The sequence below is a fragment of the Streptosporangium heterodermiicola genome (assembly GCF_051390675.1).
GTDB lineage: Bacteria > Actinomycetota > Actinomycetes > Streptosporangiales > Streptosporangiaceae > Streptosporangium.
On record NZ_JBPJSR010000001.1, the window covers coordinates 589,936 to 605,504 of the forward strand.

Genomic DNA, 15,569 nt, shown 5'->3' on the forward strand with positions numbered 1-15,569 from the left:
TGATCATCCGCCCCAAGATTAGGTGACACCCGACATGCCGTACAGACCCGTTACCGGCGGCTCGTTCGCGTCGCGACCATCAGCGGGCCGGGCCGCTCGTGGAGGCGAACCGGTCATCGATCCCGACACGGTGAGCCGGTCATCGATCTTGACACGCGGTGCGGCCGGAAGGGTGTCGAGGTCGTTCGTCACACACGGCTCCTCAACACCCCTCGTCGTACCCGTGTCCTGGCGGCGGGAGCGGATTCGTCTGTCTTGGGGCGCGGCCCGGGTGGGCGACGCCCGGCCCGGCACCGACGCGCCTCACGGGCGGGCTCGCCGGCCGGTACACCGGGCCGTACTCGCTCCCCGCCTCAGGACCTACTCGTCCGGGAGCGGAGTTCCCGCAGCAGCAGCGCCGTCCCGAGGGCGGCGACGGTGGCCTCGTAGCCCTTGTCCTCGTGGCTGCCGGGCAGCCCCGCCCTGTCGAGGGCCTGGTCGAGGGACTCGCAGGTCAGCACGCCGTTGCCGACCGGGACCTCCTCGTCGAGGGAGACCCGGGTCAGGCCCGAGGTGACGGAGTCGCACACGTAGTCGAAGTGGGGGGTCTCACCGCGGATCACGACCCCGAGGGCGACGACCGCGTCGTACTTCCTGGCCAGGACCTGCGCCACGACCGGGATCTCCAGCGATCCGGCCACCCGCACCACGGTCACCTCCGCACCGCTGTCGCTGCCCGCCTTCTCGGCCCGCGCCACGAGCTGATCGGTGATCTTCTCGTGCCAGCGGGCCGCGACGACGCCGACGGTCAGCCCTCTCGCCTCGACGGCCCCGGCCACCGGCCGCCCGTCCCCGCTCACGCGATCACCCCGTGTCCGCCCCGCTCCGCCCGGCCCGATCGTCCGCTCATGCTTCTTCTTCCCTGGGGATCTCGTGGCCGAGGCGGTCGCGCTTGGCCGACAGGTATTTCTCGTTGTACGGGTTCATCGCCACCGGCATGGGCTCGCGGCCGAGCACCTTGATCCCGTAGCCGTCCATGCCGCGCAGCTTGGCCGGGTTGTTCGTGAGCAGCCGGATCGACTTCACGCCCAGGTCGGCGAGCATCTGCCCGGCGTTGGAGAACTCCCGGGCGTCCACCGGCAGCCCGAGCTCCAGGTTGGCGTCGACGGTGTCGCTGCCGCCGTCCTGGAGGCTGTACGCCTTCAGCTTGGCCAGCAGGCCGATCCCGCGTCCCTCGTGCCCGCGCAGGTAGACGACCACGCCCCGCCCCTCCTCCGCGATCCGCGACATGGCGTGGTCGAGCTGCACCCCGCAGTCGCACCGCAGCGACCCGAGCACGTCGCCGGTCAGGCACTCGGAGTGCGCCCGGACCATGACGTTCTCGCCGTCCTCGATGTCGCCGAGGACGAGGGCCAGGTGCTCGCCGCCGTCCAGCGCGCTCGCGAAGCCGTAGGCCCGCCACTCGCCGTACCTGTTCGGCAGCCGCGTCTCGGCGACCCTGGTCACCATCCGCTCGGTCCTGCGCCTGAACTCCACCAGCTGCTCGATCGAGACGAGCGCCAGGTCGTGCTCGTCGCAGAAGTCGCGCAGCTCCGGCAGCCGCATCATGGTGCCGTCGTCGTTGACGACCTCGGCGAGCACGCCCGCCTCGCTCAGCCCGGCGAGCCTGGCCAGGTCCACGGACGCCTCGGTGTGGCCGCGCCTGGCCAGGACGCCGCCCTCGCGGTAGCGGAGCGGGAAGACGTGCCCCGGCCGGACCAGCTCGGACGGTTCGGTCGCCGAGTCGGCCAGCGCGCGGATCGTGCGGGCCCTGTCGGCGGCGGAGATGCCGGTGCTCACCCCGTCCCTGGCGTCCACGCTGATCGTGTACGCGGTGCGCAGGCGCTCCTTGTTGTCGTACACCATCAGCGGCAGGCCGAGCCGGTCGAGGTCCTCGCCGCGCATCGGCACGCAGACCACGCCGCTGCTGTGCCGGATGGTGAAGGCGAGCAGTTCGGGGGTGGCCTTGGACGCGGCGAAGATGATGTCGCCCTCGTTCTCGCGGTTCTCGTCGTCGACGACCACGACGGCCCTGCCCTCGCGGATGTCGGCGATCGCCCGCTCGACCGGGTCCAGCTTGATCACAGGGTCTCCTTGGTGACGAGCACGGCCCTCGACCGGCCCTCCTTGAGCCGGTCGGCGAATCCGGCCGATGGTTCCGGCGGCTCCGGCCGGGTCTCTCCGCGCGCTCCCGGTCCCGGCGGTGTCAGGTTCTGTTCCGACGCGGTTCACGGCCTCTCCACCTGCTCTGCCTGCCGCGCCACGGCGTTCTGGGCGTACGCGCCGACGAGTTTCTCCACGTGCTTGGCGATCACGTCGACCTCAAGGTTCACCGGGTCGCCCGGCCGCTTCGCGCCGAGGGTGGTCAGGGCGAGGGTGGTGGGGATCAGGCTGACCGCGAAGCCGCCGGAGCCCACGCTCATCACGGTCAGGCTGATGCCGTCGACCGCGATCGAGCCCTTCTCGACGACGTAGCGGTCGAGCTCGGGCGGGAGGGAGATCCGGACGACCTCCCAGTGCTCGGCGGGCTCCCGCGACAGCAGGACGCCCGTCCCGTCCACGTGGCCCTGCACGATGTGCCCGCCCAGCCGCTGGTCGGCGCGTACCGCGCGCTCCAGGTTGACCGGGGAGCCGGGGCTCAGCGCGCCGAGGGAGCTGCGGTCGAGGGTCTCCTTCATCACGTCGGCGGTGAACACCTCGCCCTCGACGTCCACCACGGTCAGGCAGACGCCGTTGACGGCGATCGAGTCACCGTGCCCGGCGTCCGCGGTGACCGTCTTGCCGCGGATCGACAGCCGGGCCGCGTCGCTCAGCGGCTCGATCCCGGCGATCTCTCCCAGTTCCTCGACGATTCCGGTGAACATTCACAGCTCCTTCTGGGGGACCGCCCGGACGACCGGGCGCGGGAAGGTCGTACGGGGTCCGGACGTGCGGGACCCGGACACGCGGGGGCGGGGCGCACCGGAAAAAAGGCGGGAAAAGGTGGAGAGGTGGGAAAAGGGGGATACGTCGCCGTGTCCGGGCCGGGCACGGCCGGACGGGGAACACGCACGACGTGAGAAATGGTGGGGGCCGACGGCGCCGCGCCCGTGAGGGGCGCGCCCGACCGCTTGGCGCGTCCGCGCCGGATCAGTCACCCGAGGTCTCCTACTCGCCAGTAGCTTCTTGCCACGGCGGGCCCCGGGGGATCAACGGGTGCGTACACCCGATCAGCGGAGGGTGCCCGAAGACACTCTCCGCTCGCGCGCTTCCTCCCATCCGGACTTTAACCGTCGGTCCTGGAGTTTCACCAGGTCAACCGGTCGATGGCTTCGACCGGGTCGCGGACTGTAACCGCCGGCTCGGAATTTCACCGACCCCGGAGCACGCTGCTCTGCTTCTCTCGTTCTCGCGGAGGGCGCACCGCGGACGATTCACCCTCCACTACCACTACCAGTGTGCCATGTCCGGAAAACCGGACGGCACACCTTCCATGATGTGGACACGCCGTGGAACAACCGGGCACTCGGTGCGCTCACGCCGCCGTGGTCACGCCGTTCGCTCACATCACCGCGATCACACCGCCGCGCTCACACCGCCATGGTTACGCCGCCGCGGTTACGCGGTGGTCACGCCGCGTGCCCGGCGACCGCCCTGCGCGCCCTTCGCGCGTCCGGGGAGTAACGGACCGGCTCGGGCACCAGGCCGATCCCGGTCTGCAGTGCCCGCAGCGAGGCCGTCGCCCACAGGTCGCCCAGCGGGGTCGCGGGCAGGCCGTACAGCCGGCGGGCCCAGCGCGGCAGGGTCGCGAAGGCGAGCACGGTGAGCATGGGGAACATCGGCTTGAGGGGGGTGAGGCGGGCCGGGAGCGGCGCGTTGAGCGACCGCAGGAGCGGGTGGGCCACCTCGGGGACGAAGTAGAGGCCGGGACGGCGGGCCCGGATGTAGTCGTCCATCTCGCCGACCGAGCCGGGCACGTCCTCGGCGCGCAGGCCGACCACCTCGGCCGCGCGGCGCCACTCGGCGACGAACCTGTCGGCCTCCTCGTCCGTCAGCCGCACCCCGGCGCGCCGGGCGACCGACAGGTAGGAGTCGACCTCGCCGACGTGGACCCAGAGCAGCGCGTCGGGGTCGTCGAGGCGGAACCGCTCGCCGGTGTCGAGGTCGAGGGCGGTGAGGCTCGCGTGGATCCTCCTCACCCTGGCCCCGGCGCGGGCGACCTCCTCGGTCGTGCCGTACGTGCGCACCCGGACGAACTCGGTGGTGCGCACGAAACGGGACCACGCCTCGGCAGAATCCATGAGCGATGAGTTCTGCGCGACCCCGCGCATCGCCCGGGGGTGCAGGCCCTGCATGAGCAGCGCGCGGAAGCCCCCGACGAGCAGGATCGGCTCGCCCATCACCTTCCAGGTCACCGAATCGGGTCCGAACAGGCCGTGATCCATGCTCTACACCTCCCGGCCTCGCGGCAAGGGGAGGGTTACCCCGCGAAGCGGTACCGCACACCCCGTGTGTTGAGTCTGTAACACTGTATCGGGCTTGTGACACAAGCCAGGTCAGACTCGGACAAAGCCGTCACGACCACGTCATGAATGTGTCACAAATCCGTGAAAACCGGCTTTCGGGAGCTCTATACTCCCACGTCACCCCCTATCCACGTCAACGGAATTGCAGCCACAAACAGGTGGACGTTATACAACAAAAAAATGAGTAATGACCAGCCCATTGATTGTCATGGACTGTTTTGCAATGGTTCCAGGGATCCCGCTCAGTCATGCTCGTTGGGAGCCCCCGCACGATGACCATCCCTGCACCAGCCACGACCACGACCGGGGAGGCACTGGCGGCGAAGACACCGGAGACGGTGGGCCGCTCACCCGGGCAGCTGATGTGGCTGCGCTTCCGGCGCGACCGTACCGGCATCGTCTCCGCGGTAGTGGTGATCTTCTTCTTCCTGGTCGCGCTCCTCGCGCCGGTCATCTCCTGGCTGTACGGCAAGGACCCCTACGCCCTGTACGGCCAGGACATGCCGAACCTGCTGAACGACTACGGCTACCCGATCCTGCCCAACGGCGGCATCAGCTCGGAGTTCTGGTTCGGCATCGAGCCCGGCCTCGGCCGTGACGTGTTCACCCAGCTCGTCTACGGGATCAGGACCTCCCTGTCGATCGCGGTGACCGCGACGATCATCGCGACGGCGATCGGCATCGTGATGGGCATCGTCGCCGGGTACGCCGGAGGCAAGACCGACTACTTCATCGGCCGCCTGATCGACATCGTCCTGTCGTTCCCCTCGGTGCTCTTCATCATCGCGTTCATGCCGGTCGTGGAGAACCTGTTCGTCAGGCCGGACGAGGAGACGCCGATCTGGCTGCGGGCGGTCACCCTCGTGATCGCGCTGACGGTGTTCCAGTGGGCCGGCCTCGCCCGCCTGCTGCGCGGCCAGGTGCTCTCGCTGCGCGAGCGGGAGTTCGTCGAGGCCGCGAAGGTCACCGGCGCCTCCCCCGCCAGGATCGTCTTCAAGGAACTGCTGCCGAACCTCTGGACCCCGATCCTGATCCAGTCGACGCTGCTGCTGCCCGCGCTGGTGACGGCCGAGGCGGCGCTTTCCTTCCTGGGCGTCGGCATGATCGAGCCCATCCCCGACTGGGGCCGCATGTTCCGCCGCGGCACCGAGATCTATCAGAACGACATCACCTATCTGATTTTCCCCGGTGTCGCCCTTCTGATCTTCGTGATCGCGTTCAACCTCCTGGGTGACTCGGTTCGCGATGCCTTCGACCCCAAGCTCAAGCGCTAGATCGGAAATAGGAGAAAGATGAAAGTCCGTACGCGGTCAGCGATGGCCGTACTCGCCATCGGCGCGCTAGCACTCACCGGTGCCTGCGCCCAGGGCAACCAGGGCGCGCCCGCGGCCCCCAGCGGCGCGTCCGGCGCGCCCAGCGAGGGCGCTCCCGCCGCCGCTCCGTCCTACAAGCCCCCGACGATCACCGTCGGCACGGCCGACGACTCCAAGGGCCCGGCGATCGAGCCCGAGGGCGTCGTCAAGGGCGGCACCATCACGATGATCGACCGTGACGACATCGGCCACCTCGACCCCGCCCAGGTCTACGTCAACACGATGTCGAACTTCGGCCTGCTCATCGGCCGTACCCTGACCGGCTACAAGCGCGTCGGCCCCGGCGACTACAAGCTGGTCGGCGACCTGGCCACCGACTCGGGCACCTCCTCCGAGGGCGGCAAGACCTGGACCTTCACCCTCAAGGACGGCGTGAAGTGGCAGGACGGCACCCCGATCACGTCCGAGGACGTGAAGTGGAGCATGGAGCGGACGTTCGCCTCGTTCGTCACCCAGGGCCCGACCTACATCCAGCAGTGGCTGACCGAGGTCGACCACAAGAAGGCCTACCAGGGCCCGTACGACGGCAAGCGCCTTGAGAACATCGAGACGCCGGACGACAAGACGATCGTCTACAAGTTCAAGACCCCGCACGCCGACGCCAACTACGCCTTCGCCATGGGCGGCTACGGCATCGTGCCGAAGGAGAAGGACACCAAGGAGACGTACGACAAGACCCCCGTCTCCAGCGGCCCGTACATCATCAAGAGCCACGTCGTCGACAAGTCGATGGAGCTGGAGCGCAACCCGAACTGGGACCCGGCCACCGACCCGATCCGCGGCGCCTACCCCGACAAGTGGCGCCTGGAGTTCGGCCAGGAGAACCTGCAGATCACCGACCGCCTGATCGCGGACACCGGCCCGGACCAGACCGCGTTCACCTTCTACGCGACCGTCCCGCCGGAGCGCCTGCAGCAGGTCCTCGGCGACGCCAGCCTGGCTCCCCGCCTGATGAAGAGCCCCTCGCCGTACGGCAACTACTACTACTTCAACCTTGACCGGGTGAAGGACGTCAAGATCCGCCAGGCCATCAACCACGCGTGGCCGTCGAAGCAGATCCAGCAGGTCTACGGTGGCCCCGCCGCGGCGGCGCTGCCCACCACGATCCTGAACGAGAACACCACGGTCGGCTACGAGTCCTACGACCTGTTCGGCAAGGAGACCAAGCCCGAGGGCGACGTCGAGAAGGCCAAGCAGCTGCTCGCCGAGTCGAGCAACCCGACGCCGACCATCGTCTACGCCTACAACCAGACTCCGCTCCAGGAGCAGATCACCGTCGTGATCAAGAATGCCCTGGAGAAGACCGGCATCAAGGTCGTGGCCAAGCCCCTGGACCGTAAGACCTACTACGACTCCATCGGCAAGGTGAAGAACGAGTTCGACCTCTACTGGGGTGGCTGGGGCGCCGACTGGCCGTCCGGCACGACGGTCCTGCCCGTCATCTTCGGCCCGATCGCCGACGGTGCGCCCAACTACGCGCACCTCAAGGACGAGGCCGTCACCAAGGAGATGGACGAGATCACCGCCCTGACCGACATCGACGCCCAGAACAAGGCGTGGATGGCGCTGGACAAGAAGATCCAGGAGACGATCACCCCGCTGGTCGTCGCCGAGAACCGGATCGCCAACACCCTCCACGGCTCCAAGATCGGTGGCGCCGAGATCGACCCGCAGTCGTGGGTCGTCTCGCCCAACACCATCTTCGTGAAGCAGTAACGGCTCACGAAACCGTAGGAGAACCGACGGCCGTGGCCTCGCGGGGATGACGACATCCCCGCGAGGCCACGGCCAGGGGCCTCCCCGGCCCCACCGGTCCCAGCCACCTCGGGAAAACAGGCAATGCTTCCATTCATCACTCGCCGCATGCTCGGCGCCGCGGTCACACTCGTGATCATCTCCGCGGTCACGTTCTTCCTCTTCTTCGCCGTGCCCGCCGACCCGGCGAGACTCGCCTGCGGCAAGGTCTGCCCGCCGGAGCTGCTGGAGCAGGCGCGGCACAACCTGGGACTGGATCAGCCCCTGTTCGCCCAGTTCGTGGCCTGGCTGGCCGGAATCTTCGTCGGCCGCGACTACGGGGGCCTGGGCGCCTGCCCCGCCCCCTGCCTCGGCTTCTCCTTCGTCAACCGCGCGCCGGTGTTCGAGACGATCCTGGACCGGCTCCCGCTGACCATCTCGCTCACCATCGGGGCCGCGGCCGTCTTCCTCACCTTCGGCGTGGCGACCGGCATCATCGCGGCGCTCCGGCAGGGCAAGCCGCTGGACAAGATCGCCAGCGTGTCGTCCCTCATCGGCGCCTCCGTGCAGATCTACTTCATCGGCACCCTCGCCCTGTACTTCCTCGTCTACCAGAACCAGATCTTCTGGCGTCCCAAGTACGTGGAGTTCACCCAGGACCCCGTCGGCTGGGCCACCGGCCTGCTGCTGCCGTGGCTGGTGCTGGCGATCATCTTCACCGCCAACTACACCCGCATGACCCGCTCGACGATGGTGGAGCAGCTCAGCGAGGACTACGTCCGTACCGCGCGGGCCAAGGGCATGTCCGGCCGCAGCGTCGTGATGCGCTTCGCGATGCGCGGCACGCTCACCCCCATCATCACGATCTTCGGTGTGGACCTCGGCGCGCTCATCGGCGGCGCGATCATCACCGAGCAGACCTTCGGCCTCCAGGGGCTCGGCCAGCTGTCGGTCAAGGCGGTCACCAACTCCGACCTGCCCATGCTGATGGCGACGGTGCTCGTCGCGGCCGCCGCGATCGTCGTCTTCAACATCGTCGTCGACATCATGTACGCCTTCATCGACCCCCGCGTGCGGCTGAGCTAGGAGCCTTGAAGAAAGTGTCAACTCCGTTCCTCTCGGTCCGTGACCTGACCGTCGACTTCCACACCGAGGACGGCGTCGTCCACGCGGTGGACGGGCTCTCCTTCGACGTGGAGAAGGGCACCACGCTGGGCATCGTCGGCGAGTCCGGCTCGGGCAAGTCGGTGACCAACCTGAGCGTGCTCGGCCTGCACAACCCGGAGACCACCAAGATCGGCGGGGAGATCCGGCTGGACGGCGAGGAGCTGATCGGCGCCTCCCGGTCCACCATGGAGAAGCTCCGCGGCAACAAGGTCGCGATGATCTTCCAGGACCCGCTGACCTCGCTCTCGCCGTACCACACCATCGGAAAGCAGATCTCCGAGGTCTACCGCAAGCACACCGGCGCGAGCCGTTCCGAGGCCAGGGACCGGGCGATCGAGATGCTGACGCGGGTCGGCATCCCCCAGCCGAAGACCAGGGTGGACGACTATCCCCACCAGTTCTCCGGCGGCATGCGGCAGCGCGCGATGATCGCGATGGCCCTGGTGTGCGACCCGGACCTGCTGATCGCCGACGAGCCCACCACCGCCCTGGACGTGACCGTGCAGGCCCAGATCCTGGACCTGCTCAAGGAGCTCCAGGACCAGACGGGGGCCTCGATCATCCTGATCACCCACGACCTCGGCGTGGTCGCCAACACCGCGCACGACGTGCTGGTGATGTACGCCGGGCGGGCGGTCGAGCGCGGGACCGTCAGGGAGGTCCTCCACGAGCCCCGCCACCCCTACACCTGGGGCCTGCTCGCCTCCATGCCCCGGCTGACCGCCCCGGTGGACGTCCCGCTCCGCCCGGTCCGCGGCACCCCGCCGAGCCTGATCAACGTCCCGCCCGGCTGCCCCTTCCACCCCCGGTGCGACTTCATGGAGCTGGCCGGTCCCGGGCTGTGCCGCTCCGAGCGCCCCGAACTGTCCCCGCACCGCGGCCACGGCGACGCGTGCTACCTGACCCTCGCCCAGAAGAGGGAGATCCAAAAGTGAGCGAGACAACCGGCGAACCCCGCGGCGAGGCGCTGCTGGAGCTGTCCGGCCTGAAGAAGCACTTCCCGGTGATGGGCGGTGTCATCTTCAAGCACCAGGTCGGCAAGGTCCACGCGGTGGACGGCATCGACCTGACCGTGCACGCCGGTGAGACGCTCGGCCTGGTCGGCGAGTCCGGCTGCGGCAAGTCCACCGCCGGGCGGCTGGCGTCCAGGCTGCTGGAGCCCACCGCGGGCAGCATCAAGTACGCCGGGCAGGAGATCGGCCACGCCAAGCGCAGGGAGCTGAAGCCGATCCGGGCCGAGATCCAGATGATCTTCCAGGACCCGTACTCGTCGCTGAACCCCCGGCACACGGTGGGCACCATCGTCGGCGGCCCGATGGAGATCAACGGCATCAACCCCCCGGGCGGCAGGGACAACCGGGTGCGGGAGCTCCTGGAGATCGTCGGGCTCAACCCCGAGCACTTCAACCGCTTCCCGCACGAGTTCTCCGGCGGCCAGCGGCAGCGCATCGGGGTGGCCCGCGCGCTCTCCCTGAACCCCAAGCTGATCATCGCGGACGAGCCGGTCTCCGCCCTCGACGTCTCCATCCAGGCCCAGGTCGTCAACCTGCTCCAGCAGCTCCAGCGGGACATGGGCATCGCGTTCCTGTTCATCGCGCACGACCTCGCGATCGTGCGGCACTTCTCCCAGCGGGTCGCGGTCATGTATCTCGGCAAGATCGTCGAGGTCGCCGACCGCGCCTCCCTGTACGAGCGCCCCCGCCACCCCTACACCCACGCGCTGCTGTCGGCGGTGCCCGAGGTGCTGGAGGACGCGGAGCCGCGCGAGCGCATCCGCCTCGCCGGGGACGTGCCCTCCCCGATCAACCCGCCGTCCGGCTGCCGCTTCCGCACCCGCTGCTGGAAGGCCCAGGACAAGTGCGCGACCGAGGAACCCCCGCTGGTCAGGCTGGAGGGGAACAAGGAGGGTCACCTGACCGCCTGCCACTTCCCCGAGCAGCCGACCGTGCACGGCCGGGACGTGGTGCTGGACCCGGCCCTGCAGGGCTGACCGCTCCACCTCCCCCGGCCCTCGCCGAAGATCACGGCGGGCGGGCCATAGGGGCGCGGTGACTCTCGGACGGCGAGGGGCGGGCCCGCCTGGGCCCGCCCCTCGCCGTCGGACGACCGATCTCCCGATCGGCCGGTCTCCCGGTCAGCCCTTGACGGCCCGGTCATCCTTGGCGGCCCGGTCATCCTTGGCGGCCTGGTCAGCCCTTGGTGGCCAGGGCGCGCAGGTTGTCGACCGCGCGGGCCGGGTCCTCGGCGCCGTAGACGGCGTTGCCCGCCACGAAGACGTCGGCGCCCGCCTCCGCGCAGCGCTCGATCGTCGCGTCGGAGACGCCGCCGTCCACCTGGAGCCACACCTGGCCGCCGTGCCGGTCGACGAGCTCGCGGGTCCTGCGGATCTTGGGCAGCACCATGTCGAGGAACCGCTGCCCGCCGAAACCGGGGTCGACGGTCATCAGCAGCAGCATGTCGAGCTCGCCGAGCAGGTCCTCGTACGGCTCGACGGGGGTGGCGGGATTCAGGGCCAGGCCGGCGCGGGCGCCCGCGCGGCGGATCTGGCGCAGCGTGCGGACCGGGGCCTTGGCCGCCTCCACGTGGACGGTGACGCTCCCGGCCCCGGCCTCGGCGTACGAGGGGGCCCAGCGATCCGGGTCTTCGATCATGAGGTGGCAGTCGAGCGGCGTCGAGGTCGCCTTGAGCAGGGACTCGACGACCGGCAGCCCGAGGGTCAGGTTGGGCACGAAGTGGTTGTCCATGACGTCCACGTGCAGCCAGTCGGCGTTGGGGACCGCCGCGGCCGCCTCGGCGAGGCGGGCGAAGTCGGCGGACAGGATGCTGGGCGAGATCTGTACGGCCATGATTGGCCGATTCTAGCGGCGGGAGCCCTCGTCCGGTCCGCCGGTCCCGCCGGCCTCGCCGGCCTCGCCGGCCTCGCCGGGAGGCGGCGGCACGTCGTCCGGCCTGTTCACCTCGGTCTTGAAGACCCGCAGGGAGCGGCCCACCGACCTGGCCACGCCGGGCAGCTTCGCGGAACCGAACAGCAGGACGAACACCGCCACGATGATGAGCAGCTCGGGCAGTCCCAGGTCGGCCATGGGACGACCTCCTTCCGATGGGATCTCCCCCGCGCCGGACGCGGGAGCCCGGTCAAAGGCGCGGGGCGCGGTCAGATGTCGACCCGGACGCGGTACCTCTCCAGCCAGGCGTTGAACTGGAGCAGCCCCTCCAGCGACGCCCGGGTGCCCGAAGGGCCACCGGCCGACTCGGGGCGGTCGATCAGGCCCCGTACCTTCTCCGGGTCGATCAGCGACGCGGCGGCCATGTTCCCGTCGGCGAGCAGCCGGGAGGCCTCGGCGCGGACGGCCTCCTCGTAGGAGGGGTCCTGCGTCGAGGGGTAGGGGCTCTTGCGGCGCCCGACGACCGAGGGCGGCAGGACGTCCGCGGCGGCGGCGCGCAGCAGGCTCTTCTCCTGCCCGTCGAAGGTCTTCATCGCCCAGGGGGCGTTGAAGACGTACTCCACCAGCCGGTGGTCGCAGAACGGCACCCGGACCTCCAGCCCGACGCCCATGCTCATCCGGTCCTTGCGGTCCAGCAGGATCTGCACGAACCGGGTGAGGTGCAGATAGGAGATCTCCCGCATGCGCCGTTCCAGGCCCTCCTCACCGGGCAGCCGGGGCACCTCGTCGAGCGCCTGCCGGTAACTGTCCGCGCGGTAGCCGGGAATGTCCAGCTTGTGGGTCAGGTCCTCGTCGAGGAGGGCCCCCACCCCGGCGAACCGCCCGAACCCGGGGGACACCAGCCACGGGAAGGTGTCGGCGGAGACCGCCTCGGGGTCGAAGAACCACCGGTAGCCGCCGAAGACCTCGTCGGCGGACTCGCCGGACAGCGCCACCGTGGAATGACCCCGGATGGCGCGGAACAGCAGGTAGAGGGAGGTGTCCATGTCGCCGATACCGATCGGCAGGTCACGCGCCCTCAGGACCGCGGCGCGCACTGCGGGATCCATGAGGTCGGAGGAGTCCAGGACGATGTCGGTGTGGTCGGCGCCGATGTGCCGCACGACGTCGTGCACGTACGGCGTGTCGGGAGTGTCGCGCATCTCGTCGGGCTTGAAGTTCTCGCTGTAGCCGGTGAAGTCGACGGAGAACGACCGGACCCTCCCGGCCCCCTGCCCCTCCAGGCCGAGCGCGGCGAGCGCCGTGACGGTGCTGGAGTCGAGGCCGCCGGAGAGCAGGGTGCACAGCGGCACGTCCGAGATGAGCTGGCGGGTGACGATGTCGTCCAGCAGCTCGCGTACCGTCCCGACGGTGGTGGCGAGGTCGTCGGGGTGCTCGTGGGACTCCAGGCGCCAGTAGGGGCGGCGGCACAGGAAGTCGCGGGTCACCCGGACGGTGTGGCCGGGGCGGACCTCGTACATGCCCTGGTAGACGGCCCGTTCCGGGGTCTTGACGAAGGCGATCAGCTCGCGCAGGCCGTCCGCGTCGACCGTGGGCGTCCTGATGACGGGGTTGGCGAGGATCGCCTTGGGCTCGGAGCCGAACAGCACGCCACCCGGCAGCGGGTAGTAGTAGAGCGGCTTGATGCCCATCCGGTCCCGGACGAGCAGCAGCTCCTCGCGGCGGGTGTCCCAGATCCCGAAGGCGAACATGCCGTTCAGCCGCTCGGCGAAGCCCTCGCCCCATTCGAGATAGGCCCGCAGCAGGACCTCGGTGTCACTCTGGGTGAGGAAGCGATGGCCGCGGGCGGTCAGCTCCGCGCGCAGCTCGACGAAGTTGTAGATCTCGCCGCTGTAGGTGAGGACGGCGAGCGGCCGCCCGTCCTCGTCGGCGACCATCGGCTGGCGCCCGCCCTCGATGTCGATGATGGCCAGACGCCGGTGACCCATCGCGGCGTGCGGGGCGAGCCACAGCCCCTCGTCGTCGGGTCCCCGGCAGGCCATGGTGTCGGTCATGGCCTGCGCGGTGGCCCGTGACCGCCGGAGATCGCGCTCGAAGTCCACCCATCCACAGATTCCGCACATCTGGACACCCCCGCGTCCCGTCGGAAGCAGCTATATCCAGTCGAACAGCGCGCGGTGGCCATATATGCCCAGGTGGCACGCCCTGAGCTGCGACGATGCCCCCGGGCGCCTCCTTCAGCGGCGGCGCAGCAGGGCCAGGAACATGGCGTCGGTGCCGTGCCGGTGCGGCCAGAACCGCGCGTACGGCCCCTCTCCCAGCCCCTCCACCTCGGGGAGGTGCTCGCGGGCGTCCAGCGCCTCGACGTCGTCGCGGCGGCGCAGGAGGTCGCCGACCACGGTGACGGTCTCGGCCAGGTGCGGCGAGCAGGTCACGTACGCGACGACGCCACCGGGCCGGACCGCGTCGATCGCCGAGTCGAGCAGGGCGCGCTGGAGCCTGCCCAGCTCGGGAAGGCTACGGGGATCGCGGCGCCAGCGGGCCTCGGGGCGGCGGCGCAGCGCGCCCAGGCCGGTGCAGGGGGCGTCGAGCATCACCCGGTCGAAGGCCCCCGGCCGCCAGGCGGGCGCGGTGCCGTCCGCGGTGATCACCGCGGCCTGCCGGGTCGTCTGCCACACCAGCCGCGCCCGGTGGTACTGCAGCTCGGCGGCGAGCAGCCGCGCCCCGCCGGGAAAGGCCACCGGCCCGCCGCCCGGGCCGGAACCCGCGGCCGGACCGGAGCCCACGGCCGGGACCGCGCCAGGACTCACGCCCGGGCCGGAACCCCTGGACGGGACCGCGCTCGGAACCGCGCCCGCGACCGTGGCGGGCGCCGCGGCCGGTACGGGCTCGCCGGCTCCGGATCCGGCGCCTGGACCGCCCAAGCCCGCCTCGTCGCCGCGGGTCGCGATGGCGTCGAGCAGCCCCGCCTTGCCGCCGGGCCCCGCGCACAGGTCGAGCCAGCGGGAGTCGGAGCCCTCCATCGGCACCCGCGTCAGGGCGAGCGCGACGAGCTGGCTGGCCTCGTCCTGGACGGCCGCGCGCGACTCGGCCACGGCGAGGACCGCCCCGGGGTCGCCCTCGGGCAGGTAGGCGGCGTACGGGGAGTATCTGGCGGGTTCCGCGCCCGCGTCGAGGAGCTCCTTCACCGACGAGCGGCCGGGGCGGGCGACCAGGGTCACCTTGGGACGCTCGTTGTCGGCCGCGAGCAGGGCGGCCGTCTCGTCGAAGTCGCCGCCCACCGCGTCACGCAGGGCGTCGACGATCCACCTCGGGTGGCTGTGCGCCACCGCCAGGTGCCCCACCGGGTCGTCGGCCGGGTCGGGCGCCACGATCGGGATCCACTGCTCCAGCGAGCGGGTGGAGACCTTGCGCAGCACGGCGTTGGCGTACTTGGAGGCGCCGATGCCCACCCGCAGGCGCACCAGGTCGACCGTGGTGCCGACGGCGGCGTGCGGGGGGACCCGCGTCTTGAGCAGCTGGTGCACGCCCAGGCGGACGGCGTCGAGCAGCGGCGGGTCGACGTCCTCCGGCGCCCGGTCGCTGCAGGCCGCGATGATCTCGTCGTAGGTGCCGAGGCCGCGCAGGGTGCCGTAGGCCAGCTCGGTGGCCAGCCCCGCGTCGCGCCCCGACAGGCGGCGGTCGCGCAGCAGCGCGGGCATCAGCAGGTTGGCGTAGGCGTCGCGCTCGTCGACGGCGCGCATCAGGTCGTACGCGGCGTTGCGCGCCTCGTCGCGGACCGGCTTGGGCGGGCGCCCTCCCCCGCCCCCGCCTCCGGCACCGCGCGGGCGGCCCGCCGAGCCGCGATTCCCGCCGCGCGGGACGTTACGGCCGTTACCACTGCTCAT

Annotated in this window: 14 protein-coding genes and 1 riboswitch; of the genes, 5 read left to right on the plus strand and 9 right to left on the minus strand. The window is 70.4% G+C overall.

From position 1 onward, the window contains the following. Window positions 1-18 precede the first annotated feature (18 nt). From ACSC1Q_RS02340 to ACSC1Q_RS02360, 5 genes are all read right to left on the minus strand, one after another. Window positions 19-192 carry a hypothetical protein gene (locus ACSC1Q_RS02340; RefSeq protein ID WP_436756948.1) on the minus strand — a complete coding sequence of 58 codons (174 nt, stop codon included), beginning with the start codon at window positions 190-192 and terminating at the stop codon, window positions 19-21. A 161-nt stretch (window positions 193-353) separates the two neighbouring features. Then, a complete protein-coding gene (gene ribH, locus ACSC1Q_RS02345; RefSeq protein WP_436756949.1) occupies window positions 354-839 on the minus strand; it encodes a 6,7-dimethyl-8-ribityllumazine synthase in 486 nt (161 codons plus the stop codon). A 46-nt stretch (window positions 840-885) separates the two neighbouring features. After that, entirely contained in the window at window positions 886-2,103 is a 1,218-nt protein-coding gene (locus tag ACSC1Q_RS02350; RefSeq protein ID WP_436756950.1) for a bifunctional 3,4-dihydroxy-2-butanone-4-phosphate synthase/GTP cyclohydrolase II, read from the minus strand. 143 nt (window positions 2,104-2,246) lie between these two features. Next, window positions 2,247-2,882: a riboflavin synthase gene (locus tag ACSC1Q_RS02355; protein ID WP_436756951.1), complete on the minus strand. Its 636-nt coding sequence runs from the start codon at window positions 2,880-2,882 to the stop codon at window positions 2,247-2,249. Between the two features lie 376 nt (window positions 2,883-3,258). Further along, window positions 3,259-3,389, minus strand: a riboswitch (FMN riboswitch). A gap of 237 nt (window positions 3,390-3,626) precedes the next feature. Further along, on the minus strand, window positions 3,627-4,442 hold the full coding sequence (locus ACSC1Q_RS02360; RefSeq protein WP_436756952.1) for an oxygenase MpaB family protein: 816 nt from the start codon (window positions 4,440-4,442) through the stop codon (window positions 3,627-3,629). Between the two features lie 353 nt (window positions 4,443-4,795). Between ACSC1Q_RS02360 and ACSC1Q_RS02365 the strand changes: the two genes are divergently transcribed. The 5 genes from ACSC1Q_RS02365 (at window position 4,796) to ACSC1Q_RS02385 (ending at window position 10,787) form a co-directional block, all read left to right on the plus strand. Further along, window positions 4,796-5,797: an ABC transporter permease gene (locus ACSC1Q_RS02365; protein ID WP_436756953.1), complete on the plus strand. Its 1,002-nt coding sequence runs from the start codon at window positions 4,796-4,798 to the stop codon at window positions 5,795-5,797. An 18-nt stretch (window positions 5,798-5,815) separates the two neighbouring features. After that, window positions 5,816-7,612 (plus strand): ABC transporter substrate-binding protein, encoded by a 1,797-nt coding sequence (locus ACSC1Q_RS02370; RefSeq protein ID WP_436756954.1) that lies wholly within the window; start codon window positions 5,816-5,818, stop codon window positions 7,610-7,612. A 123-nt stretch (window positions 7,613-7,735) separates the two neighbouring features. Continuing rightward, window positions 7,736-8,716: an ABC transporter permease gene (locus tag ACSC1Q_RS02375; protein WP_436756955.1), complete on the plus strand. Its 981-nt coding sequence runs from the start codon at window positions 7,736-7,738 to the stop codon at window positions 8,714-8,716. 14 nt (window positions 8,717-8,730) lie between these two features. Beyond that, entirely contained in the window at window positions 8,731-9,732 is a 1,002-nt protein-coding gene (locus ACSC1Q_RS02380; RefSeq protein ID WP_436756956.1) for an ABC transporter ATP-binding protein, read from the plus strand. Further along, the gene (locus tag ACSC1Q_RS02385; protein ID WP_436756957.1) at window positions 9,729-10,787 is read left to right on the plus strand and encodes an ABC transporter ATP-binding protein; all 1,059 of its coding nucleotides are present in this window, start codon (window positions 9,729-9,731) and stop codon (window positions 10,785-10,787) included. The genes ACSC1Q_RS02380 and ACSC1Q_RS02385 overlap by 4 nt, the downstream gene beginning before the upstream one ends. Before the next feature lie 199 nt (window positions 10,788-10,986). On the opposite strand, the gene rpe is transcribed toward ACSC1Q_RS02385, so the two are convergent. The 4 genes from rpe to ACSC1Q_RS02405 all read right to left on the minus strand — a co-directional run bounded on the left by rpe (window position 10,987) and on the right by ACSC1Q_RS02405 (window position 15,569). Beyond that, complete coding sequence (gene rpe, locus ACSC1Q_RS02390; RefSeq protein WP_436756958.1) at window positions 10,987-11,643, minus strand: ribulose-phosphate 3-epimerase; 657 nt, start codon at window positions 11,641-11,643, stop codon at window positions 10,987-10,989. A gap of 12 nt (window positions 11,644-11,655) precedes the next feature. Beyond that, entirely contained in the window at window positions 11,656-11,880 is a 225-nt protein-coding gene (locus ACSC1Q_RS02395) for a twin-arginine translocase TatA/TatE family subunit (RefSeq protein WP_436756959.1), read from the minus strand. A gap of 71 nt (window positions 11,881-11,951) precedes the next feature. Continuing rightward, window positions 11,952-13,805, minus strand: a complete 1,854-nt coding sequence (gene asnB / locus ACSC1Q_RS02400) for an asparagine synthase (glutamine-hydrolyzing) (RefSeq protein WP_436756960.1) — start codon at window positions 13,803-13,805, stop codon at window positions 11,952-11,954. 114 nt (window positions 13,806-13,919) lie between these two features. Further along, complete coding sequence (locus ACSC1Q_RS02405) at window positions 13,920-15,569, minus strand: RsmB/NOP family class I SAM-dependent RNA methyltransferase (RefSeq protein ID WP_436756961.1); 1,650 nt, start codon at window positions 15,567-15,569, stop codon at window positions 13,920-13,922.

What these genes read in the sequence shown, in the direction of transcription:
- ACSC1Q_RS02360 (WP_436756952.1), bottom strand. Translation starts at nt 4,442, where the DNA reads ATGGATCACGGCCTGTTCGGACCCGATTCGGTGACCTGGAAGGTGATG.
- ACSC1Q_RS02370 (WP_436756954.1), top strand. Translation starts at nt 5,816, where the DNA reads ATGAAAGTCCGTACGCGGTCAGCGATGGCCGTACTCGCCATCGGCGCG.
- ACSC1Q_RS02355 (WP_436756951.1), bottom strand. Translation starts at nt 2,882, where the DNA reads ATGTTCACCGGAATCGTCGAGGAACTGGGAGAGATCGCCGGGATCGAG.
- ACSC1Q_RS02365 (WP_436756953.1), top strand. Translation starts at nt 4,796, where the DNA reads ATGACCATCCCTGCACCAGCCACGACCACGACCGGGGAGGCACTGGCG.
- ACSC1Q_RS02405 (WP_436756961.1), bottom strand. Translation starts at nt 15,569, where the DNA reads ATGAGCAGTGGTAACGGCCGTAACGTCCCGCGCGGCGGGAATCGCGGC.
- rpe (WP_436756958.1), bottom strand. Translation starts at nt 11,643, where the DNA reads ATGGCCGTACAGATCTCGCCCAGCATCCTGTCCGCCGACTTCGCCCGC.
- ACSC1Q_RS02395 (WP_436756959.1), bottom strand. Translation starts at nt 11,880, where the DNA reads ATGGCCGACCTGGGACTGCCCGAGCTGCTCATCATCGTGGCGGTGTTC.
- ACSC1Q_RS02375 (WP_436756955.1), top strand. Translation starts at nt 7,736, where the DNA reads ATGCTTCCATTCATCACTCGCCGCATGCTCGGCGCCGCGGTCACACTC.
- asnB (WP_436756960.1), bottom strand. Translation starts at nt 13,805, where the DNA reads ATGTGCGGAATCTGTGGATGGGTGGACTTCGAGCGCGATCTCCGGCGG.